Below are 20,823 nucleotides of genomic sequence, written 5' to 3' on the forward strand. Positions count from 1 at the left end.
CGTGACTCAGGGGCTGGTGGCCGCGACCGGCGCAGATGCACTGGCGGTCACGAACAGATCCGGCCCGGAATCCGGGAAGCCGCCGCAGGCGCGATCGCCCGGCGCGACCGGATCACACGGCCACTGGCTGCGCGGGACCTTGTCGCGCAACTCGAAGCGATCGCCGGTCCAGACCACGAAGGCAAGATGCTCGCGGTTCCAGTCACTGAACGCACGCGCCCCACCCTTCGGCACCGTCTCCGGATACTGCACGAACCAACGCATGGCCGGCCCGAACTGCAGCTTGCTGTGATCCAGCGTGATCCTGCCCTCACGCGCCAGCTGGCGTGCGCGATCCGCCTCGGTCACCTGTGGCATGGCCGGCATCGCTTCGGCGGTAACATCCCTCGGCGGCGCATCGCCACGCACCTGGTACACACGCTGGCCCACATAGGCCTCGCGGCAGCTACCCGCTGGCACACGTACCGGCTCCGCGCTGTAGCCATCGCGGTTGGCGACCTGGTCGCTGCAGGTGAACGGCGCGGACACCAGGTAGAACGTGCTGTCGGCGTCGCGCCCTTCCAGCGAGCGCACCCAGACGTCGCCCATCCGCACGATGAAGTCCGGGCGCTGGCCGTACCCAGGCACCGCCTTGAACCAGGCCTTCTGCTGTACCTCTCGCTCGCGCCAGTTGCGCGGCAGGTGGATGTCCTGCTCGGGCAGCGCAACCAGCAGAGCGGCCAGATGCGCCGGCATGGTGCCCTGGCAGGCGCCGGTCAGCAGGTCGCCCTGGGTCGCCAGTCGCCCGGCCAGATCCACCGGGCAGCGCGCACCGAGCGCCCGCTCGGCCGCCCGTTCGGGCGGCAATGGCACGATGGCCAATGCGGGCGGTGCGGGTGCTACCGCCGGAACGGTTGGCTCGGCGGTAGCAGGCGGTGCCGTTCCTGCGGGCGCATCAGCGATCGCCTGTGCCGCGGCGGGCGTTTCCGCGACGGGCGGCGCTGTCTCCTGAGCCTGTGCCGAGGCTGCGGCAAGTCCAAGTGACAGCAGCCAGAGCGGCGGCAGGCGGCGCGCGGATGCATTGCAGTGGGCGGCGGCCTGCAGGGCATTCAAGGGAACGATTCGCATGTGGTGTCCTTACGGGTGGGTTTCCATGTCGGCGCCACAGGGCGCCACGCGTCGTACGTAAAGCGCCAGCGGGCACCCTGCCCGCCGGCACCAAGTGCTACAGGGATCGGGAACGCTGCTCCTGCTCGCGGGCGAGCGCGGCCGTCGGATCCTGCTGCGCAACGCTGGCCGCCAACTGCTGGCTGCTCTGCGCCAGTGGCTGCTGGGAGGCCTGCTCCCGGTCAACAGACGCACGCAGCATGGCCGGATCACCCAGCGCGCCCTGCACTGCAAACAGCGTACGGCCGTCGTTGCCCGCCAGCAGATGATCGATGCGCGACAGGCCGGCCTTCTGCGCCCCCAGCGCCAATGCGCCAGCGGTATTGTCGAGCTCCTGTGCACTGCGCAGTCCACTTTGCGGCCCCATCTGCCGCAGGTGCTGGCGCGCATCCTCGAACAATGCGTTGCCGGGCTCACCGGCATGCGACATGTCGCGTGCAACGGTCTGCGCCGGCGCACCGACTTCGCCGCGATCCAGTCGCGCCATCACGTCCGGCGTCAACTTCTGCTGCCAGACCTCAAATCGTTGCCGGCGCGCCTCGATGCCATTGAGCGCGCCGTTGAGCGCATAAGTTGCTTCGCGCACATCGTGGCGCGCCCCCTCCGGCACCCGTGTCTGCCACTGCCATACGGCAATACGGCCTGCGTGCTCGGGCTGCGCTGCCAGCTCCGGGTGATTCACCAGGTCCAGATCCAGCGCCTTGCCGGCACGCTCGTAATTCTCCTTGCCGACCAATGGCAGATAGCCGCGGCCGTGGTACTTCAGCGCGTCACCAGGCGCGTCGTTGCCCATGCGCCCGCCGTACATCAACTCAGCCAGGTTTTCCGGGCGACCACGCAGCGCTTCCTGGCGGGCGCTCTCCAACGCGGCGTTGCCATTGCGCCACGCAGCCTCCACCGGGATCTGCGAGATTCCCCGGGTGAAGTTGAAGCTCTCGTTGAGCCGGCTCAAGCCGCGCGACTCGTGCCCTGCCTGGGCCATGAAATTGGCCAGTTCAAGCGGGGAGTCGATGCCGGCTTTGGTCGCCTGTCGCAGCAGCTGCGACTCTCTATCGGTCGACACAGTGCAACTCCTGAATCTTCATCAGCGCGGATTCCCTTCCGCCGGTTGGAGCTTGGCTCATGGAAGCGACACCTCGGCAACACTGGATGGGTCGAAGTCCTCGAACCTCACCCTGCCCAGCTCCGCCGCCGAGTAATCCCGGATGTTGGTCGCTTCGGTCTCGATATCCACGACCTTGCGTCTCACCCCGTCAACCCAGCAGGCCTTGTCCGCGGGCGCATAGCGGAACCGGTAGGTGCTGCTCCAGCGCTCGCGGCTACCGCCGTTGGTGATCACGCTGAAGGTGCCCTTCTCGACCATTGCATACGCAAAAGGGTCGCCGGCCAGGCCACCTCGGGTGGAACACGGCACCAGCTTGTCGTTGCGCGCGGCCAGCTGCCAGCGCCCGCGCCCATCACCGCGCAGCAACAGCAGCACCCGGTTTGGCCCGTGCTGGCCGGGCACCAGCCCTTCCGGCGTCGGCTGGTCGATGACCAGCAGCTGATACTCGATGCCATCGCCGTTGAGTTCGCCCCTTACGGCTTCCAGCAGGTTCGCACCGGACGGAACAAATGCCAGGGCATCGTCCATGTGTGCGCCAACCCTGTCTTCCATCCCCTCCCACTCCTTCAATGTGGTCATGCCGATACCCGCCTCCCTGCCCAGCCGGAACGCGTTCCGGCTTATCCGCGCCTGCGCGGACAGGAATCATAGCCTTGCGTACGGCAAGACCGCGATGATGGCGAGCGTCACCCGACGCAGGGGCTGACAGCGTCCTCATTGGACGGAAGAACCCCTGCATTCGGCGGCACTGGCGCGTCATTTTCATGACGCGTGGGGAGCTTACCGCGAGGCGTTCTGCCGCGTCGAAGTGCGAGGAAATCGAAAAGCGGAATTGATCACAGAAAACGGGGCTTAGCGTGAATGGCGCCTTACCTAATGAACAGATCCGCCGTGCAGGCCGTTCTGGCGATCCCGCATTGTCCCTGCGGCAGCTGCTTCCATGCCGCCTTCGCGTTGCATTGCTGCATCGCGACAATGACCGCTCCCTGTTCGGACATGGCGGTGGCGACGCTGGTGGTTTCAGTGCCCAGGCCCGCGTGGGCGACCGCCACGCATTGCGCCTGGAACAGGGTCGCCAACGTACATTCGCCTTTCCCGAACTCCTTGCACTCCTTCATGGATGCACGCTTGGCCTTGCCCCGCGAGCGCATCGAGTTGCTGATGAAGGTGTCGCCGCGGGCATCCATCGCCACGCCACGCACGGTCTGCGCCCAGTTGGGGCGATTGTTGTACGGGGAGCCTGAGCTGCTCACCGGAATGGGCGCACAGCCCTGTACACCCTGGCCACCGATGGGATACATGCCCTGCGGGCAATTGCCTTCGGCAAGCGCGGTGAACGGCAGCAGGCCTGCAATCAGCAGGCACGGGAGAAAAGCGAGGTGGATTCGTTTCATGGGGAGACCCATTCCTTTGCTGCCCATTGTGAGGGGTGGGATGACCTGAGCGGACGATCGTTGCCCACTGTCGATGCTGGAGCCAAGAGAACAAACGGAGCTGCGCCCAAACACATGAAGCTTTCCGCCGCCATCGCGAGTTGCGCTGACTACCAGTCCGACAATCCGATCAACGGGTCAGAATGACTCATAGACCGGCTTCGTACAGTCCTCGTATGCAACCTGACACGCCTTTCCATCGGTGTCGACGCACGACTGCTGGGCAAACTTCCGCGCTTCGGCGGAGTCCTTGGCGCTGGCAAAACCGGCGCGGGAAGCCCCGCCCTGGCTATTGGGAACCTACCATGCAACGCACTGGTTTCTATACGTGTAGATGACTCGGCAATCGGAAGCACCGCGCCTACCGTAGTCTGCCAGAGCAAACTGCTCCGCGTTCTCCTTGCTCGGCCGGCCCGTCGCAACACCGGCATCTGCGGTCGCGTCGGACGACGCAATTGCCCCCCACGTCTTATGCCACTGACCCGCGGGCCCGGGTTCGCGGGCAGTTACCCCTGCCCCAGGAATCGGGGCGCACCCACCAACCCCTTGATCGCCGATGGGGTACTGGCCGGACGGGCATCGGCCCTCGGCACTGGCGTTGCTGGCAACAAGTAATGCAGCGAACAGCAGAGCAGAAATCACGAAAGCTGAATCACCACGCAGAGATTTGAAGTCGGCCATTGCCTTGAATCTCCGTGTGATGTCACAACCGATCAGTCTTGCTGGAAGAACGGCTTGGTACAGTCAGAATGGAAAACGGAGCAAGCCTGACTTCCCAAATCCTTGCAGTCCTTGATTGCCCGCTCCTGCGCCTGTTCTTTCGTCGCCCCGGTGTTGAATCTCATGCCATTGTCCGGTCGTGCAGCCCGGACAACCGCATAGCACTGGTTGTAGTAGGTAAAAACGACTGTGCAGTCGGTAGCTCCGCCCTGCCGGCATCGCTCGACCGCTTGGCGCTCTGCCGAAGCCTTGGCCTGATGCCCAGTGGCCGAACCTGCATCTCCTCCAGGCGAGCTGGCGACAGCACCCCATGTCTTGACCCAATACCCGGGATTCTCCTGCGGGGCGCTCTGAGCCGCGCCGGGTATGGGTGCGCAGCCACCAACGCCTTGGTCGCCAATCGGGTACTGACCCGGAGGGCAGCGCCCTTCAGCGAACGCCGAACTGACGTGCACAGAGCCCAGTAGGATCAGGGACAAGCACAGATGCTTTAGAGAGGCGCTTACGTTCATCAACTGAATCTCTAGTTTCCATGACTCGGATTTGCCGCACCACGCTGACCGGGAACCGCTGAACCCGGGCCTCCGGTTCCATCAAACATCTTCCCCATCGCCGACTGCTGACCATGGGAGTTTGAGCCAGAAGACGACTCCGGAGCCGCCGGCGGCGGAGCCGACATGCCCGGCGGACGACCATCGGCACTCGGCGAGGCACTTGCACCACCGCCTATCTGCGAATATGCCATGAAGGTGCCCAGGGTACCCTGGAAGAACATCGCTGCCATTGGGGGTGTAGTCAGGATCAACGCGGTGAGGATCAGGCCCATGCCTCCCTGCTGCATTGCCTGGCTGGTCATGCCGTCGGACATGCTTTCCTTGAGGATGAATTCCTGCACCAGCGCTGTGGTCCAGAAAGTGGCCGCCACACGTACCACCATGTCCAGTGCGATGGAAACCATCGCTGCAAGTACGGCCATGGAGAACATCGTGCCAATGCCGTAGAACAGCCAACGTTGGAACAACTGCTTGGTCTGGTCGAACAACAGGCAGAGGATGAACAGGGGGCCAAAGCCGATGAACAGCGCCATGGCGATTTCATACAGCATCAGCATCGCACCAGCGGTGATGGCTGGACCTGCGGTGCCCATGCCGATGAAGAACAGTGCCCGCTTCTTGTCCTCCAGCAGCTCCCCGTCATTCATGATCTGGATGGCGTCGATACTGGAAAGCGCCACCTGCATCCATGCCAGGCTCTTGTCGATCTGAGCTTCGGGTGACTCGTTCGAGCCTGTCACGACCTTCGTGATTTCTGCCTTGACGTCGTGGGTGAGGAAGCTCTGAAGGTTGGTGCCGAAAGCGCCCATCGTGGTGGCCGCGCTGACGATCAACGCCGCACGCGCCATATTGGTCACCAGCACCATCATTGAGTCCCGGCTGCGGCCGGTCACGATGCGGAAGCCCTGCACCAGCACCCACAGGGTCATGAGCGTGAGGGCGATGCCGCCGACCCACTGCATCATTTCCCCCATCATGTCGATGCCGAACTTGTTTATCTTGCTTCGCAGGAAGTCGAAGATGAACTTGAAGAACACGAAATCCCCGATCGATTGGACACGTGCAACGTGCCCCATCAAATCCTGGAATCCGCCATTGAAATCAAAATTGGCAATCGACCTGATCATTTCCGCAATCCCTTGATGTATCCCTACCGGACAACCTCGTGGAGCGGGTGCCTATGCACCTGCCCCAAGCGGCGTCAGTCGACGTGCAAAGCGCGTTCCAATGCGGCCGTCTTGACCAGCTGCGAGATGACGCCCGGCTTGCCCTTCAATGCCACGCGCGCCAGCACGCGCTGATTGGCCATCATTGACTCCTGATAGGCGTCGTAGGACCGCATGCGCGCCTCCCACTCCTGCTGCAGCTTGGAAATATCGTTTGCCGTACGCAGGGAGTCACTGTTCACGGCCGAAAGAGTTCCCGCAAGATTGCCATCGGCGCCGCCTCGCCAGCCCATGATCTCAGACAACGACGCGTTGATGCTGGGAATGGTCTTCTCGATGAAATCCACCGTCTCGTTGCGCTTCCGGTTTTCCATCATCTGGATGTTGACGCACAGCTGCTGCTGCTGCGCGTAGAGATCACCGGAGGTATCCAGCACAAACTTCTTCAGCAGGCTGCCAGCGCTGAAGCCCGCCGACGTACGGCAGAGGTCGGCGACCATATAGTCGTCTGGAACCCGCTCCAATGTGGCGCCTGGCGGCAAGCCGAAGTTGTTGATCATGCCCTGGATCTGGACAAGCGCATTTTGGTACTCCTGGAACGTCCTTCTCCACCGAGTTACCTGAGCCGCGTACTCCAGCCCGTCAGCCTTCATTTGCGCCTTCCCTTGGGCAAAGTCCTTCAGTGCCTGCATGAGATTACTGAGGTCGAAGACAGGGTAACCACCGGCCGAAACCGACGTGGTGGAGAACATGACCATGCTCCCCAGCAGGATGGCTGCCAGGCGCTTCTGACGCAGACCGCGGTGGCGCTTGTGATTTCGGGATGTCATGCTCATGTTCTTCTCCAGGGGAATGGATTTCATTCGGCGCTGTCTGATCCAGGGCTTTCAAGCCGCATCGGTTTCGGCAGAGGCCTTGGCTTTACCAGAGCCCTTTCGGTTCTTGTAGAAGTCCTCCAGCCACTGTTCCGGCGTGAGTTCGTCCACGGTGATCCGATTGCGGACTGCAGCCGTCTGCAGCACCCGATGCATGATGTCGATGTTGTCGGTCGAGGCCGAGATCACCGACAGGATGTCGTCCATGCCACGCAGGTTGAGCTGGCAGACACTGGAAGCATGGCCCTGCTTGACCAGGAAGCAGCGCGAGCGCTCGTCCAGTGCCGTGACCACCTTGAACTCCGCCTCGGTCAACTTCAGGCCATCCATGTAGTCGCTCTTGCTGGCGTTCGGGTTCGGCAGCAGGATGAGCGTGGCGGTCTGCTCGATCAGGGCAGCGGAGATATCACTCTTCAGCGCGTCTTCCGGGCTCTGCGTGGCGAAGATGCCCAGGCCGTTCTGCTTACGGATGGTCTTCTGCTTGTTCTTCGCGAACTCCTTCAGGCCACCCTCGCCGTCCAGGATCTTCCAGAATTCGTCCATCACATAGATCAGCGGTCGACCGTCGATCAGCGATTCCAGGCGGTGCAGCAGGTAATTGATGACCGGCACGCGCACTTCGGGATTGTCGATGATGTCGGTGTAGTCGAAGCCGATGATGTTGGCCTTGCTCAGATCCACCGTATCGATCGGATTGTCGAAGACCCAACCCAGCGAATTGCCCGAAGTCCAACGGCGCATGCGCGCATAGAGGCCGTCGTCGCCCATGTTGGGCAGGCTCTTCTGGAAGTTGGTCATGCTGCGCAGATGCATCGGCGTATCGAGCATGCTCTCCACCGCACGGTAGATGTCCTCTTCCTCGCGGGCGCTGTACTCGCGCTTGCCGGCCAGCACCTTGATCAGGTCGGCCAGGAACTGCACGTTCGCTTCGTTGTTCTCGCACTGGAACGGGTTGAAGCCAGTCGGCGCACCGTTCTCCAGGGCCAGATAATTGCCACCGCAGGCACGCACGAAGATCTCCGCACCACGGTCCTTGTCGAAGAAGAAGATGGTCGGTGACGGCTCGTACTTCTGAACCTGGCTGAGCAGGAAGTTGATCAGCGCGGTCTTGCCGGTACCGGACTTGCCGATCACCATGGTGTTGGCGATCGCCTTCTCACCCAGCGAATTCTCGGATGGATGGGTGGCATGGAAATTGAAGTAATACGGCTGACCGTTGGTGGTCTGCAGCGTGGTCACGCAGTCGCCCCACGGGTTGTTGTGCTGCTTGCCGGTGGCGAAGTTGTGCAGCGGCGACAGGCCGAGGAAATTCAGCGAGCTGACGTTGGCCAGCCGCGTGCGGAAGCGCCAGTTGGCCGGCAGCTGCGAATAGAACGACGAGGTGACTGCCAGATCCTCCTTGGTCGACACGAAACCGGCGTTGGACAGCTCGGCACGGGTCGAGGCCACGTTCTGCGACAGCTTCGCCTGGCTGTCGCCATACACCGCGATGATGAAGTGGTATTCGCCCAGCACGAAGTTGCCTGACGACAGATGATCCATCGCCTGGTCGAGTTCGACGATCTGACTGACCGCCTTGTCGCCCGAGGAGATCATCATGCCCTTGGTCCGGTCCAGCACCTTCAATGCGTCCTGGCGTCCCATCGGGCTGAACGAATGGGTGATGACGTACTCGTAGTCCAGATACTTCAGACCATTGAGGATGCCCGGATAGGTGCCCTCGGCATATTCCTTGATATTCAGGATCGCGCCGAAATGGTTGACGCCATTGGGCGTATTGATCACGAAATCGCCGGTCTTGGCCGAGAACATATGACGGCTGACCGGAAGATAGTCTTTCACAGGCGCCGACAGCACCGGTACCGGCTCATCGATGCGGTTGATCAGGTAGCCGAACAGCTCAAGCGTTTCGGAAAACACCACGCCGTTCTTGGCTTCGTACATACCGAGCCGGTAAGGCGCGTAGTCGCGGATCACAGCTTCGACGTTGCCGGCGAGCTCCATCAGCTTCTCGACGGCCTGCTCCTGCTCGGCGCGCAGCTTGTCCACGTTCGCGGACTTCTCCACGAAGCGCTTTCCCGCCACCACCGGACGATAGATCATCGTCAGGTACAGCTCGTTCTGCATGATGCGCTGGGAGGACAGCATGCCCATGTACTGGTCGGACACATCCTGGTTGAAGCGCTGCTTGTAGTAGCTCTTTCCCTTCAGGGTGCGACGGCGCCGGATGTCATGCACCCAGAAGGCAACGTTGACGAAATCCGGCGCGCGCAGCGTCTGCAGCAACCGGTTGAAGGTGTTGTGCCGATGCTCAAGCTCCCATTCTTCGCGCCCCACGAACGGCAGCCCTTCCAGGTGCCACGTCAACAGGTAGTCGCCGCCCGTGGTCTTCACCACATTCGGAGCCACGTGCGACGACAAGGGGATGAATTCGCTGATGGAGGTATCTGGGTTGAACATACGACTGCTTCCAAAAGGTACTGCCGACAAAGATGCGGAGTTGGCCAGGCGGGCGCTCAACGCCCGCCTGGCCGGATCCAGCCCTCAATCCCTGGGGGCTGGCTTGTTGCGGTAGTGATTCGGGTTGAACACCCACATGCCATCATGCTCCTGCACGTTGCGCACCTTGAGCTTGAACATCAGGCGCAGGCCCAGCAGGCGGAAGATCATCTCGTCACGCTTGGCCATCTGCCGCATGATGAAGATGGCCACCGGGATGGTCAGCAGAAACCAGAAGTTCGTGTACATGCTCAGCAGCAACAACCCACCCGCCACCATGAAAAATGGCAGGTAGGGAACGCCCAGGAACATCGCTGGGCGCGTGCATCCCCGGAACAGGACGTTCTTATGCACTGTAGTACTGGACGGCGTGCTTGATCATTTCAAACGCCATGCCAGCGCCGTCGCCACCACCGACCTTTTCGCAGCTGCCAGCCTCCTTGCCGAGCAGCATGCGCGCGATCTGGCCTGCCGCGCCGATCAGCACACCGCCGATGAGGATCGGGGCCACGTCACCGATGCGCTTGTGGGCAAACGCAATCTGGTAACCGGCGAAGATCACGGCGATCGTGACCACGGCGATCGAGGCCATGTTCAGCAGACCGTTGATGTTGGAGAAGAAGCCGCAGACCTTGCCATCGGTACCACCGAAGTCAGTGCCGGCCAGGGCCTGCGGAGCGAACACAGCACCGGCGAATGCGACGGCCATCAGCATGGTCTTCAGCGTGCGCTGGGCCTGGACGAGGTCGAGATTGAATCGCTTCATGGATTGATTTCCTTGTTGATGGACTAACACAACTGAATCGACCAGCCGGGGGACCGGTCGCACCACGACTTCGTCAGAACACGAAGGCCGCATCCCCTGCGGGAATCTGCTGCACCGGCGCACGGGGCGCCGGTGCGTTGTAGAAATTCTGGGTGTCCGCTGCCGGCGCGTTACGCTCATTCCACGGGCGCAGCATCACCGGCGCGTTCGCCCCGGCAGCCATCCCGGGAAGCTGTTGCGGCATGGCGGCCCCGCCCTGCGCCGCACCAGGCTGCTGATACGGCTGTGGAGCCTGCTGCGGCATGTCGTTTCCACCCTGTGCCTGTGGCTGCATCATTCGATCGACCGAGCCCAGCACCACGCGCGATACCGCCTGGTCGGCGATGTTCAGCAGGCTGCCGCGGGCCATCGCACCGGTGGATGGGTAAACGGTGTAGGCCCGGGCCGGGTCATTGGACGGCACGTACACCGGCGCACTGGCCTGGGCGACGATGCGTGCCTGGGCCGGCGAGGCCGTCTGCGGATGATGTTCGACCCTGACCACCCGACGCTCGCCGCGGCTGACCACGTCAATCGGCGCGACGCCGTTGCTTGCGACCTGCTGACCGCGGCGGATCGAGTCATAGATCTTCTGCACGTACCCGTGACGGAAGCCGGTCTCGAAGTTGCCCGAGTAGTAGCAGCTGAACGACTTGCCCCAGTCACCACCGGAGCGCTTGTAGCAATCGGCGAGGATGCGCGAACCAGCCTGCAGGTTCGGGCACTGCTGGAAGGCCTTCTCGTAGGAATCCAGCCCGTACTTGCCCAGGTTGTAACGGTTGACCTGGGCCAGGCCAATGGAGAAGTTGTAGCCCTTCTCCTCCAGCATGCGAACGGTGGCCAGCGCCTCGTCGAGGGCCTTGGGCTGGCGCACCAGGGCGCCGCCGACCACGCCGATGGCATAGGGGTTGCGCGACGATTCCACGTTGATGACGTGCTGCATCACGTCCATCGAGACGGCCATTTCCGGGCACGCCATCATTTCCAGTCCTGGCAGCATTGGTCAGCCCTCCTGCCCCTGGGCACGCCCAGGATTGAAGTCGATGCCGGTGATGTAGCGCGAGCCGGCATGCGCCTTGATATGCACGACGATGTCGATGGTCATCATCAACAGTCGCTTGATCACGTTGAACTCCAGGCCCGAACCCTCGGCCGAGGCCTTCACCATCAGCGCCAGCTGATCCCAGGTCTGCTCCGGGCTACCGGCATGGCAACTGGTGATCGAGCCCGGGTGGCCCGATGCGCAGTTGCGGATGAAGTAGAACGCCTCGTCACCGCGCAGCTCGGCCAGGATGATGCGTTCTGGCTTCATGCGCAGGCAGGCTTCCATGCAACTCTTTGCGCTGACATTGCTGGTGCTCTGCCCGCCCTTGGAGTACAGCAGGTGCACCACATTGGGTTGGGTCAGAAACAGCTCGCGTGCGTCCTCGATCGTGACCAGGCGCTCGTTGTCCGGGATATGATTGACCAGCGCTTTCATGAAGGTGGTCTTGCCGCTACCGGTCGCACCGGAGACCACGATGTTCTTGCGGTACATCACCGCACGACGGAAGAATTCTGCGTACTCGCGCTGCTGGCGCAGTTCCAGCAGCTCGCGGTCCTGCTCGCTCAGACTGCCATCCTGTTCCAGGATCTGGTTGAAGAAACCATCCTCGTGGTACTGGGTGAGCGACTTGGTGTGCTTGGACGGCAGGCGGATCGTGATCGAAACCTTGCCGGCATCACAGGCAGGTGGAATCACGAACTGCGCACGCTGGCCGGTGGGGAACGTGAGCGACACCACCGGATCGGCATCGGTGATGCGCTGGCCGGTGTTGCTTTCGTTCACTACGGCGGTGCAGAACTGCCGGGCCCGCTCGAAGGTCAGGCCCGGCACGTCCACCCGCTGCCACCCGGCCCGGGTTTCCAGGTACAGCTCACCGGGACGGTTGATGCAGATTTCCGTCACTTCCGGGGATGTCATGTACTCGGCGATGCCCAGCACTTCGTACTGATAGCGCAGGAAATCGCTGGAAACGAGGGCGAGGGGTGACACTTCGGCGTCCATGGTTGTTCTTCGGGTTACCGGCGCGGGTTGAGCACGTTGGTGAAGTCAACGTCCTTGGCGACGTAGACGTTCACGATGGTGCCCTGGTTGATGGTGACAGTCGGCGGGCGATTCGAACTGGTGAGGGCTTCGTTGGCGAGACGCTCCATCGTGCGCGCGGTGGCGCTTTCATAGGGCGAACGAACGGCGAAACCATTGCTGGAAACCGTCGTCGACTCTGGGCCATGTTCGGCTGCGGCGTACTTGAAGGCGTCGGCGATCAGGCTGATCATCAACGCCGACGCAATGCGACTACCCCAGTGCGCGCTGTACTGGCCAGGATGACCGGCACCACCCAGCTGATCCACGCCCGGGCTGGACATGGCCACGTCGATGCCATTGGGCGTGGTGATGCGATCCCAGATCACTTCCACGCGCTTGCCCTTGGGACCGCCACCGTACGCACCATAGATCTTGGACCCCTTGGGCAGCAGCAGGCTGCGGCCGTTGATCGAGTAGACCGGCTCGGTCAACAGGCACGACGTATAACCTGCAAGATCGGTGATGATGCGGGTCTCGAGTACACAACGCAGATAGGTGCCACGCACCAGCAGCGCGTCGGGGCTCCGGATGTAGGAAGCATTGGACACATCCTCCACATCAGGCCCGCGGCGCACCTTGGCCGGCGGAGCATTGCCGTTCTGCGCCTGCAGCGCAGCCAACGTGGCCTGCATGTAGGGATCGTCGTTGTCCCCTGCTGCGGCCTGGCCGCCAGCGTCGCCCGTGCCCACGCCTGCGCCACCACTACCGGCAATGCGGCGATCCAGCAGACTCGGGCCACGCTCGACCTCGCGCTCGGGTTCGGCACGAGGAATGAACGTCGGGCCCATCGTTTCCTGCGGCGGTGGCGGCAGCATCGGAATGGGCTCGGCGGCTTCCCGGGCAGCCTCGCGAATCGCGGAGGGTGCAATGATCGGCAGGTCGGGGGTGCTCGAACGTGCAACCTGCGGCGGCGCCTTGGCTTCTTCAGCGTCTTCCTTGCCCTTGCGCAGCAGCAGGAAGCCCATGGCCAGCAACAACACCAGGATGCCGCCGAGGAACAACAGCGCCTTGCGGTTCAAGCGCTGCTCTTCCGCAGAGCGAAGCTGTGGGGCACTGGCATCCAGATCCGGCGCCGCCTCTGTCTGCGCGTGCCCGTAGTAAGGGTTCGCCGATGGCTCCTGAGCCGCAGGCCCCTGTCCGTACGGAGACGGATTCGGATCGTTTTCGGGAGTGTTCTGCTGGCTCATTTCTTCACGTTCCTTCGCAGGCCGACGACGAAGTCGCCGTGGCGGATGACCAGGTACGGGTACGTCCCGTGCACGATCAGCGTATTGCCCTCAACCGTGGTGTTGACCACGAAATCCTCGCCATACTCCTTCTCGCGACCGAATACGGCCGGGAAGATACCGGTCTTGTACTCGGGCGAGTTGGGCAGTTTCAGATAGGTGAAACGGCCATCGTCGTAGGCGTTGACCGGGACCAGCCATCCCATCTTCTTGGCCTTGCTGGTCGAATAGGAGTAGTTGAAGTTGTATTGGCGATCCTTGGCCAGCTCGGTACTGAGCAGCGGCTGCGCCTCCTCCTCGACCGCCGACTGGGCAGGGCCAAACACAGTGTCATTCGGATAGACGAATGCGATCTTGTACTGCACGCCGGCGCGACGGGCCTGCTCAAGCTGGCGCCAGTCGGTGGCAACGACCTTCAGCTCGAAAATGTACGAATGGGTCTCGGTACGCACCATCATGTTGGTGTCGACGTCGACGTTCTTCGGCTTGAGATAGAACACGTTCTCGCGACGGGTGAGTTCCCAGCCGCTGCTGAAGCCGGTGCTGTAGTCGAGGATCTTCTCGTTCGGGCTCAGCTCGATCTGGGTGGTGAGGCCCAGGCCGGTGCGAACCGGGTAGATGCGGTCCTTCTCATACTCGTAGTGGTCAACTGCCTGTGCCATCGCCGCGCTGGAAAACACCAGCGACAGCAACGACAGCAGCGCCCACGCGCTTCCCCTGATTTTTCGACTACTCATCGGTTGCTTGCTCCATCAGCATTTCCGGTGGAATGGTTCGGTGCCGGCATCATTGCCGGCTGTCCCGGCGCGCCCTGCCCCGGCATCGGCTGCCCCTGGACCGGCTGCCCCTGCATGGGCGCACCCTGCATCGGCTGCATCTGCCCATTGGCCGGCACTGCGACGGGCTGACCGGTGGCGGGATCGATCATGGTGGCAGCGGCCGGATTGTTCGGAACGTACATGCCCTGCGCCTGCTGTGCGGCGAGCTGTGCCTGTTGCGCGGCATCCTGGGCCTGCTGCTGCATGGCACCGTCATCCGGCACGGGCACGCCGCGCGCATAGTCGTTGTCGACACGGTACTCCGTGACCTGGAACGCCAATGGGTTGAGCACGCGGTCCTGTTCGGAGAGCGCCAGATTCTGGTTGTACTGGAAGCGCATGGTGACCAACTGGTTGTCCAGATAGGTCGATGCACCGCTGCGCTTGTCGAGCAGGCTGCGCTGGATGCGCACCGACGCGCCACGGAAGCTGCCGTTCGCCTGCACGCCCAGCGGGGTGATGCTGAGGATCTTGACCCTGATCGCCTTGCCCCGGCCGTACATCACGAACGGATTCTGCGGATTATTGCTGGCATAGCGCTGCTTCATGCTTGCGGCCACGGCATCACTGGACATGACGAACACCAGCTCCCAGTCGCGCAACCCCATCACCGCGGAGTCGTACGACTCGCGCGCCAGCACGTACTGGGCGACATTGCTGCGGTTGACCGCTTCATTGGTGGTGATCGTCTCGCCCTGGAACGTGCCCCTCAGGCGCGCCACCGTGGCGGTACCCGTGTAGGCATCAGCCATCACCAGGAACGGCACCTTCTCCTTCAGCGGCAGCATGTAGTAGTAGCCGCCAGCCAGTGCCAGCGACATCAGCAATGAGCCGGTGGCGACCCACCAGGCACGGCGCTCACTGCGACGCGCCATGTCGGCCACGGTGATCTCGTAGCTGACCGCCTTGGCGACCGACTGCTCGACCTTGGGACTATTGCCGGGATCCTTCTTGCGGAACATGGATTCTTCCGTACTGCTGAAACATCAATGGGCGTGGCACCCCTGCGACAGGCGCGGGGAGCGGCACGTTCGATGATTTCGAGGTGGACTCAGGTGCCGCTGTTGGAATCAGCGCCCTGTGCCGACGCGGTCGGCGTCGAGCCAGCGCTCTGCACAACGATCTGGTTGCCAACGATGGAGACGGAGATGCCCTGCGCTGCATAGGCCGCCGTCAGATCGATCACGGCCTGCTGAGCGTTGGTGGTGTCGATGTTGGAAACCGCGCCGTACAGGGTGAAGTCCGAGCTCAGGCGGTAATCCAGCGTGCGTCCGGAATCCTTGGCCCAGCGCTCGAGCATGGCTTTGAGCGTGCCATCCATCGGCGAGGCTTGGTAGACGTAGCTGGAGTACAGCGGGATCTCGGTGGTTGCCGCAGCAAAGCGGTTCACCGGCTTCCAGCGGCCTCCGAAATCGGGAGCGGACTTGGTGGCGCAACCGGCCACCATCAACGCCGCCACTGCGGCGATGGACATTTTCGCGATAAACGCCTGATTCATACGGGCTTCACTTTGACGTACGAAAAAGCAGTCCCGAGCATTGGTCCCCTGGTCGTCCGGCGCTGCGTCGCGCACGCCGGAATCGGAGCGACGCACTGACTGGCAGCACACCCACTCCGGCTCCCCTGCAGCCAACGGCTGCCAACCAAGTCGCGGGGCCGCCAGACACTCCCGGCGACACACCCGCATACCTCACCAACGTCGAAACCATCCATGTTTCATGGCACAAACTCCTGGCCACCCTGCTCTACAACATCTGCCATCCATCACACATTTCTGAACGGCATGCACAGGGTCGCACAACCACGCGTCAATTCCATGTCAGACAAGTCTGAAAATCTATGAACAAATGCCGAATTCTTGACTCAACTCACGTTTTCACGTCAGTGAATATGAATCTACGTCACAAATTTAACGACGTGAATTAGACGTTAAGCATTGGAACGTCGACTTTCGGCAGCAGCCGCGAGGTGAAGTAGCGATCCTTGTAGTAGCGGATCTTGTCGCACTTCACCGGATGCGGTATGCCCTCGTACAGGAACACTTCCTTGTCCGGCCCCATCGCCTTCAGCTCCTGCGGCAGCATCAGTGCCCGCCGCTCCTCGGTGAAGCTGTGGGTCTTCTCGCGGGCGTGCGTGACGTTCTTCTTGCGGATGGTGGTGTAGCCCAGCATGTCCGAATAGTCGTTGGCGTCCTGCTGCTCGCGCGGCGCGTACAGGATCTGCAGCGCGTGGTTGGTGATGATCGTGCGCGAGACTTCCCGGCCGTAGGTGGCATCGAGCTGGGACATGCTCTGGATGATCGGCAGCAGGCGGATGTTGTAACCGGCCATGTAGGACACCGCCGAGGCGATGATCTCGACCTTGCCGATCGAGGTGAATTCGTCCATCAGCAGCAGGCACTGGTACTTCAGGTCCGGGTTGGACTTGGGCAGTTCCTTGGTGTTGAGGTTGATCAGCTGGCTGAAGAACAGGTTGATGATCAGCCGGCTCTCGGCCAGCTTGTTCGGCTGGATGCCGATGTAGATGGTCATCTTCTTCTTGCGCACGTCGGTCAGCAGGAAGTCGTTGCTGCTGGTGGCCTTGTCCAGCACCGGGTTGATCCAGGGATTGAGCGGTTCCTTGAAGGTGCCCAGGATCGAGGCGAACGTCTCGTCGGCCTGGGACAGCATGTTGGCGAACGCCGAACGCGCGTTGCCACTGAGGAACGAACGCTCCGACAAGGCCTTGAGGTACTTCTTCAGATCGGTGCCATCGCCGGATGACAACCGGTAGACAGAACCCAGCGTCGGCGTGCCCGAGCCGCCCGGGAAGCCACTGCTGCGCTCGTCGTCCCAGTTTTCGAACAGATACAGGGTGAAGGCCATGAACGCGTTGCGCGCCTGGCTGACCCAGAACTTCTGGTCCTCGGCGCCGTCCGGATACAGCATCGCGGCGATGCTCATCAGGTCCGACACCCGGAATGCCGGATCATCGGAGACATAGCTGAGCGGGTTCCAGCGGTGCGTGCGCCGATCCTCGGCGAAGGGATTGAACAGGTAGATCTCCTGGCCCTGGCTGGCGCGCCAGCCGCTGGTCAGGTCGAAGTTCTCCTGCTTGATGTCCAGCACCACCAGCGATTCGCCGTATTCCAGCAGGTTCGGGATGACCACGCCCACGCCCTTGCCTGAACGGGTGGGTGCCGCAAGAATCACGAACTGCTGGCCATCCAGCCGCACCAGTTTGCCGCCATGGCTGCCGACCACGATGCTCTGGCCGGTCTTCTTGAACATGCCATGCCTGGACAGGTCGGCGCCGGTGGCGAAGCGCGCGTCGCCATGCAGCGAGCGCTTGTCCTTCTTCAGCAGCAGCACCAGACCGGTCACCAGCAGGACCAGCAGCGGCAGGCCGAAGCCCACGTAGCCGGCCCACTTGATCTTGCCCACGAACGGCGCAACCTGCGGCTGGCCGATGGCGTGGTAGTACTGGTAGTACGTGTTCCAGGTGAACAGCTTGGTGTCCAACCCCAGGAACAACAGGGTCAGGTAGCCGGAAAACACGAAACCAAGCAGCAGGGTCGCCAGCGTGACGATGGCGATGAGCAGATACTTCTTACTGGGCAACACCCGAATCCTCCATGATGCGCACGAGGGCGCGACGGCCTAGCGGCGGCGCCAGCGCGACGCCTTCTTCCGCAGGTTGTTTTCGTTCTCCAGCCCGGGCTCTTCGCCCTCTTCACGCACCCGCTGCAACAGCAGTTGGCGCGCTTCGGCCAGTGATACCAGGTCGGTCAGACGATCCCCATCGTCGGCGACGACCGCATGGCCGACCACATCGCCCGGAGCGTACACCGGCTCGTAGGACACTGCTACCAGCTGATAGCGGCCACGGGTTTCCAGCACATGCCTGAATTCCTGCATCGCATTCCTCCTTGTCGGGGCAACACTGCGTCCCCTGCCCCGCCATGATGCCCATCGCAGTGTCATCGGCGTATGCACAAGCGCTACGGCTTCTGCGCGAAACTGTCTGCGGATATCCAAGGAGATTGCAATGGACTGGGTAGCACTTGCACGCACGCTGGCCACCGAGGCCCACACGGGCCAGACGGACAAGGCCGGCCAGCCTTACATCTGCCATGTGGCGCGGGTGGCGGCCGCGGTGCGCGGCGACGATGACGCCGAAGTGGTGGCCTGGCTGCATGACGTAGCCGAAGACTGCCCGGCGTTTGCCGCACGGATCGAGGTCTTTCCCGCCCCGCTGCGCGAGGCGGTCCACCTGCTCAACCGCGACGCGGCCCCCGACGCGGACAGCTACTACGCGCGCATTGCCGCCCACCCGCTGGCACTGAAGGTGAAGCAGGCCGATCTGGATGACAACGCCGATCCGCAGCGCCTGGCGATGCTCGACGCGGCGACGGCCGGGCGCCTGCGCGGCAAGTATGCGCACGCCCGGGCAGCGCTGGGCATCTGATCGCGCCGCGCGATGGCGGGTGGGCGAACGTGTCACCGATCAAACGCTGATTTACCCTGAGTGCTGCTGCCCTTGTTGCGGTGCAGCAGTACAATGACCGGCTCCCCGCCCCCATCGCGCCCCGCATGAGCCCCAACTCTTCCCTGGCTGCGCGGCTGACGCCCCGTCAGCGCACCCTGATCATCCTTGCCTTGTCGCTGGGCGGCTTCGCCATCGGCACCAGTGAATTCGCCAGCATGGGCCTGATGCTGGAGATCAGCCGCGGCCTGTCGATTTCCGAAACCCAGGTCGGCCACCTGATCAGCGCCTACGCCATCGGCGTGGTCGTCGGCGCCCCGATCCTCGCCTTCGTCGGCGCCAGCTTCCCTCGCCGCAAGCTGCTGCTGGCACTGATGGGCTTCTATGCCGTCGGCAACCTGGCCAGCGCACTGGCGCCGAACTACGGCACGATGCTCATTGCGCGTTTCGTCGCCGGCCTGCCGCATGGCGCCTACTTCGGCGTGGCGATGCTGGTTGCCGCCGCGATCAGCCCGGCCGGCCAGCGCGGCCAGGCGATGTCGCGCGTGTTGCTGGGCCTGTCGATCGCGATCCTGGTCGGCAATCCGCTGACCACCTGGCTGGGCCAGCAGCTGAGCTGGCGCACCGCCTTTGCCCTGGTCAGCGTGCTGGCCATCGCCACCGTGGCGATGATCGCGCGCTTCCTGCTGCCGGACCCGGACGAGGTCCGTACCTCGCCGATGCGCGAACTGCGCGCCTTCAACACCACCCAGGTGTGGCTGGCGCTGGCGATCGGCGCCGTTGGCTTCGCCGGCATGTTCTGCGTGTTCACCTACCTGGCACCGACCCTGGTGCAGGTCACCGGCGTGGCCGAATCGTGGATGCCGCTGGCGGTGGGCGTGTTCGGCATCGGCGCGATCATCGGCAACATCGCCGGTGGCTGGCTGGTGGACAAGTTCCACTTCAAGGCCGCCGCCGTGGTGCTGCTGTGGTCGATCGTGATGCTGCTGCTGTATCCGCTGGCCGCGCAGTCGGTGTGGACCATCGGCCCGATGATCATTACCGTCGGCACCATGGGCGCGCTGGCCGCAGTATTGCAGACGCGCCTGATGGACGTGGCCGGCGAAGCACAGACCCTGGCCGCCGCCTCCAACCATGCCGCCTTCAATACCGCCAATGCACTCGGCCCGTGGCTGGGTGGCATGGCGATCAGTGCCGGCTTCAGCCCGGCCAGCACTGGCTATGTCGGTGCCGCCACCGCCATCGGCGGCCTGCTGCTGTGGTGCGTGGCGGTGATGCTGGACAGGAAGCGCAAGACAGCCGGCGTGGGCAGTCACTGACCTTCGCGCCGGATTGTCAGCTGCTGCCCGCGCGGCGGCGGCGATCCGGCCGCAGCAACGCCGTATCGCCGGCCGCAAGTGTCGGGCGCGCCAGCTCACCGCGCTTGACGCGCTCCAGCACCCGCCGCGAGTTGGCCGCGCAGTCGATGCCCTCCGGCCGCGCCTGGATGTCCTCGATCAGGGCCAGCAGGTGCGCCCGGCTCTCTGCCAGCCGCAACTGCAGCGCCTCGATGTCGGCCACCTTCTGCTGCAGCATCGAGATCAATGCGTCGTGCTGCCACTGGCCCATGTCCGGTGGCAGCAAGGCGCGTATCTCCTCCAGGCTGAAGCCGGCGCGCTGCGCACCGGTAATCAGCTCCAGCAGCAGCACCGCCTGCTCCGGGTAGTCGCGGTAGCCGTTGGCCTGCCGCTGGACGACCAGCAACCCTGCCTCCTCATAGAAGCGGATGCGTGACGCCGCCAGGCCCGTGCGGCGGGCCAGCTCACCGATCTTCATCTGCCTGAATCCTCGACATCGGAACCCATTGACCTTCAATAAAACTTGAAGGTTAGCGTAGCGCCATTC

At 63.0% G+C, this 20,823-nt stretch carries 22 protein-coding genes; 2 read left to right on the forward strand and 20 right to left on the reverse strand.

Translation table 11 applies throughout. From position 1 onward, the window contains the following. Nucleotides 1–6: 6 nt before the first annotated feature. From AC5P9F_RS09040 to AC5P9F_RS09130, 19 genes are all read right to left on the reverse strand, one after another. A complete protein-coding gene (locus AC5P9F_RS09040) occupies nucleotides 7–1,107 on the reverse strand; it encodes a hypothetical protein (protein ID WP_099473707.1) in 1,101 nt (366 codons plus the stop codon). 97 nt (nucleotides 1,108–1,204) lie between these two features. Further along, the gene (locus tag AC5P9F_RS09045; protein WP_099473709.1) at nucleotides 1,205–2,209 is read right to left on the reverse strand and encodes an XVIPCD domain-containing protein; all 1,005 of its coding nucleotides are present in this window, start codon (nucleotides 2,207–2,209) and stop codon (nucleotides 1,205–1,207) included. 57 nt (nucleotides 2,210–2,266) lie between these two features. Beyond that, nucleotides 2,267–2,803, reverse strand: coding sequence for a hypothetical protein (locus AC5P9F_RS09050; protein ID WP_005410114.1), 537 nt, complete (start codon nucleotides 2,801–2,803; stop codon nucleotides 2,267–2,269). 317 nt (nucleotides 2,804–3,120) lie between these two features. Continuing rightward, a complete protein-coding gene (locus tag AC5P9F_RS09055; RefSeq protein WP_012480633.1) occupies nucleotides 3,121–3,672 on the reverse strand; it encodes a DUF4189 domain-containing protein in 552 nt (183 codons plus the stop codon). Nucleotides 3,673–3,984: 312 nt separating this feature from the next. After that, the gene (locus tag AC5P9F_RS09060) at nucleotides 3,985–4,365 is read right to left on the reverse strand and encodes a DUF4189 domain-containing protein (RefSeq protein ID WP_077684470.1); all 381 of its coding nucleotides are present in this window, start codon (nucleotides 4,363–4,365) and stop codon (nucleotides 3,985–3,987) included. Nucleotides 4,366–4,397: 32 nt separating this feature from the next. After that, nucleotides 4,398–4,916, reverse strand: a complete 519-nt coding sequence (locus tag AC5P9F_RS09065) for a DUF4189 domain-containing protein (RefSeq protein WP_043034651.1) — start codon at nucleotides 4,914–4,916, stop codon at nucleotides 4,398–4,400. Nucleotides 4,917–4,927: 11 nt separating this feature from the next. Then, nucleotides 4,928–6,085, reverse strand: a complete 1,158-nt coding sequence (locus AC5P9F_RS09070; protein WP_012480636.1) for a TrbL/VirB6 family protein — start codon at nucleotides 6,083–6,085, stop codon at nucleotides 4,928–4,930. Between the two features lie 74 nt (nucleotides 6,086–6,159). After that, nucleotides 6,160–6,960, reverse strand: a complete 801-nt coding sequence (locus tag AC5P9F_RS09075) for a hypothetical protein (protein WP_123958716.1) — start codon at nucleotides 6,958–6,960, stop codon at nucleotides 6,160–6,162. 51 nt (nucleotides 6,961–7,011) lie between these two features. Beyond that, nucleotides 7,012–9,459, reverse strand: coding sequence for a VirB4 family type IV secretion/conjugal transfer ATPase (locus AC5P9F_RS09080; RefSeq protein WP_024958424.1), 2,448 nt, complete (start codon nucleotides 9,457–9,459; stop codon nucleotides 7,012–7,014). 84 nt (nucleotides 9,460–9,543) lie between these two features. Beyond that, complete coding sequence (locus AC5P9F_RS09085; RefSeq protein ID WP_012480639.1) at nucleotides 9,544–9,852, reverse strand: VirB3 family type IV secretion system protein; 309 nt, start codon at nucleotides 9,850–9,852, stop codon at nucleotides 9,544–9,546. Next, complete coding sequence (locus AC5P9F_RS09090) at nucleotides 9,845–10,264, reverse strand: TrbC/VirB2 family protein (protein WP_012480640.1); 420 nt, start codon at nucleotides 10,262–10,264, stop codon at nucleotides 9,845–9,847. Before AC5P9F_RS09090 ends, AC5P9F_RS09085 begins: the two co-directional genes overlap by 8 nt. 73 nt (nucleotides 10,265–10,337) lie before the next feature. Further along, nucleotides 10,338–11,303 (reverse strand): lytic transglycosylase domain-containing protein, encoded by a 966-nt coding sequence (locus tag AC5P9F_RS09095; protein ID WP_024958422.1) that lies wholly within the window; start codon nucleotides 11,301–11,303, stop codon nucleotides 10,338–10,340. A 3-nt stretch (nucleotides 11,304–11,306) separates the two neighbouring features. Further along, complete coding sequence (gene virB11 / locus AC5P9F_RS09100; RefSeq protein WP_012480642.1) at nucleotides 11,307–12,350, reverse strand: P-type DNA transfer ATPase VirB11; 1,044 nt, start codon at nucleotides 12,348–12,350, stop codon at nucleotides 11,307–11,309. Between the two features lie 14 nt (nucleotides 12,351–12,364). Then, complete coding sequence (locus tag AC5P9F_RS09105) at nucleotides 12,365–13,618, reverse strand: TrbI/VirB10 family protein (protein WP_099473713.1); 1,254 nt, start codon at nucleotides 13,616–13,618, stop codon at nucleotides 12,365–12,367. Next, nucleotides 13,615–14,394, reverse strand: coding sequence for a TrbG/VirB9 family P-type conjugative transfer protein (locus AC5P9F_RS09110; RefSeq protein ID WP_012480644.1), 780 nt, complete (start codon nucleotides 14,392–14,394; stop codon nucleotides 13,615–13,617). The genes AC5P9F_RS09105 and AC5P9F_RS09110 overlap by 4 nt, the downstream gene beginning before the upstream one ends. Beyond that, on the reverse strand, nucleotides 14,391–15,437 hold the full coding sequence (locus AC5P9F_RS09115) for a VirB8 family type IV secretion system protein (RefSeq protein WP_043034645.1): 1,047 nt from the start codon (nucleotides 15,435–15,437) through the stop codon (nucleotides 14,391–14,393). The genes AC5P9F_RS09110 and AC5P9F_RS09115 overlap by 4 nt, the downstream gene beginning before the upstream one ends. An 89-nt stretch (nucleotides 15,438–15,526) precedes the next feature. Continuing rightward, entirely contained in the window at nucleotides 15,527–15,973 is a 447-nt protein-coding gene (locus AC5P9F_RS09120) for a hypothetical protein (protein WP_012480646.1), read from the reverse strand. Nucleotides 15,974–16,397: 424 nt separating this feature from the next. Further along, nucleotides 16,398–18,077: a type IV secretory system conjugative DNA transfer family protein gene (locus AC5P9F_RS09125; protein ID WP_005410127.1), complete on the reverse strand. Its 1,680-nt coding sequence runs from the start codon at nucleotides 18,075–18,077 to the stop codon at nucleotides 16,398–16,400. Between the two features lie 36 nt (nucleotides 18,078–18,113). After that, nucleotides 18,114–18,371: a hypothetical protein gene (locus tag AC5P9F_RS09130; RefSeq protein ID WP_005410128.1), complete on the reverse strand. Its 258-nt coding sequence runs from the start codon at nucleotides 18,369–18,371 to the stop codon at nucleotides 18,114–18,116. Nucleotides 18,372–18,501: 130 nt separating this feature from the next. On the opposite strand from AC5P9F_RS09130, the gene AC5P9F_RS09135 reads away from it, so the two are divergent. Further along, on the forward strand, nucleotides 18,502–18,921 hold the full coding sequence (locus AC5P9F_RS09135) for an HD domain-containing protein (RefSeq protein ID WP_043034643.1): 420 nt from the start codon (nucleotides 18,502–18,504) through the stop codon (nucleotides 18,919–18,921). Between the two features lie 125 nt (nucleotides 18,922–19,046). Continuing rightward, nucleotides 19,047–20,258: an MFS transporter gene (locus AC5P9F_RS09140; protein WP_005410130.1), complete on the forward strand. Its 1,212-nt coding sequence runs from the start codon at nucleotides 19,047–19,049 to the stop codon at nucleotides 20,256–20,258. 16 nt (nucleotides 20,259–20,274) lie between these two features. Here AC5P9F_RS09140 and AC5P9F_RS09145 read toward each other — a convergent pair whose 3' ends face one another. Further along, the gene (locus AC5P9F_RS09145; protein ID WP_005410131.1) at nucleotides 20,275–20,754 is read right to left on the reverse strand and encodes a MerR family transcriptional regulator; all 480 of its coding nucleotides are present in this window, start codon (nucleotides 20,752–20,754) and stop codon (nucleotides 20,275–20,277) included. Nucleotides 20,755–20,823 lie beyond the last annotated feature (69 nt).

Source organism: Stenotrophomonas sp. YJH_SMC_4 (genome assembly GCF_059371575.1).

Excerpts from the sequence above, each read along its gene's own strand:
- AC5P9F_RS09145 (WP_005410131.1), bottom strand. The coding sequence starts at position 20,754 with ATGAAGATCGGTGAGCTGGCCCGCCGCACGGGCCTGGCGGCGTCACGC.
- AC5P9F_RS09110 (WP_012480644.1), bottom strand. The coding sequence starts at position 14,394 with ATGAGTAGTCGAAAAATCAGGGGAAGCGCGTGGGCGCTGCTGTCGTTG.
- AC5P9F_RS09065 (WP_043034651.1), bottom strand. The coding sequence starts at position 4,916 with ATGAACGTAAGCGCCTCTCTAAAGCATCTGTGCTTGTCCCTGATCCTA.
- AC5P9F_RS09120 (WP_012480646.1), bottom strand. The coding sequence starts at position 15,973 with ATGAATCAGGCGTTTATCGCGAAAATGTCCATCGCCGCAGTGGCGGCG.
- virB11 (WP_012480642.1), bottom strand. The coding sequence starts at position 12,350 with ATGGACGCCGAAGTGTCACCCCTCGCCCTCGTTTCCAGCGATTTCCTG.
- AC5P9F_RS09070 (WP_012480636.1), bottom strand. The coding sequence starts at position 6,085 with ATGATCAGGTCGATTGCCAATTTTGATTTCAATGGCGGATTCCAGGAT.
- AC5P9F_RS09075 (WP_123958716.1), bottom strand. The coding sequence starts at position 6,960 with ATGAGCATGACATCCCGAAATCACAAGCGCCACCGCGGTCTGCGTCAG.
- AC5P9F_RS09080 (WP_024958424.1), bottom strand. The coding sequence starts at position 9,459 with ATGTTCAACCCAGATACCTCCATCAGCGAATTCATCCCCTTGTCGTCG.
- AC5P9F_RS09130 (WP_005410128.1), bottom strand. The coding sequence starts at position 18,371 with ATGCAGGAATTCAGGCATGTGCTGGAAACCCGTGGCCGCTATCAGCTG.
- AC5P9F_RS09095 (WP_024958422.1), bottom strand. The coding sequence starts at position 11,303 with ATGCTGCCAGGACTGGAAATGATGGCGTGCCCGGAAATGGCCGTCTCG.
- AC5P9F_RS09040 (WP_099473707.1), bottom strand. The coding sequence starts at position 1,107 with ATGCGAATCGTTCCCTTGAATGCCCTGCAGGCCGCCGCCCACTGCAAT.
- AC5P9F_RS09060 (WP_077684470.1), bottom strand. The coding sequence starts at position 4,365 with ATGGCCGACTTCAAATCTCTGCGTGGTGATTCAGCTTTCGTGATTTCT.
- AC5P9F_RS09140 (WP_005410130.1), top strand. The coding sequence starts at position 19,047 with ATGAGCCCCAACTCTTCCCTGGCTGCGCGGCTGACGCCCCGTCAGCGC.
- AC5P9F_RS09105 (WP_099473713.1), bottom strand. The coding sequence starts at position 13,618 with ATGAGCCAGCAGAACACTCCCGAAAACGATCCGAATCCGTCTCCGTAC.
- AC5P9F_RS09050 (WP_005410114.1), bottom strand. The coding sequence starts at position 2,803 with ATGGAAGACAGGGTTGGCGCACACATGGACGATGCCCTGGCATTTGTT.
- AC5P9F_RS09055 (WP_012480633.1), bottom strand. The coding sequence starts at position 3,672 with ATGGGCAGCAAAGGAATGGGTCTCCCCATGAAACGAATCCACCTCGCT.
- AC5P9F_RS09135 (WP_043034643.1), top strand. The coding sequence starts at position 18,502 with ATGGACTGGGTAGCACTTGCACGCACGCTGGCCACCGAGGCCCACACG.
- AC5P9F_RS09090 (WP_012480640.1), bottom strand. The coding sequence starts at position 10,264 with ATGAAGCGATTCAATCTCGACCTCGTCCAGGCCCAGCGCACGCTGAAG.
- AC5P9F_RS09115 (WP_043034645.1), bottom strand. The coding sequence starts at position 15,437 with ATGTTCCGCAAGAAGGATCCCGGCAATAGTCCCAAGGTCGAGCAGTCG.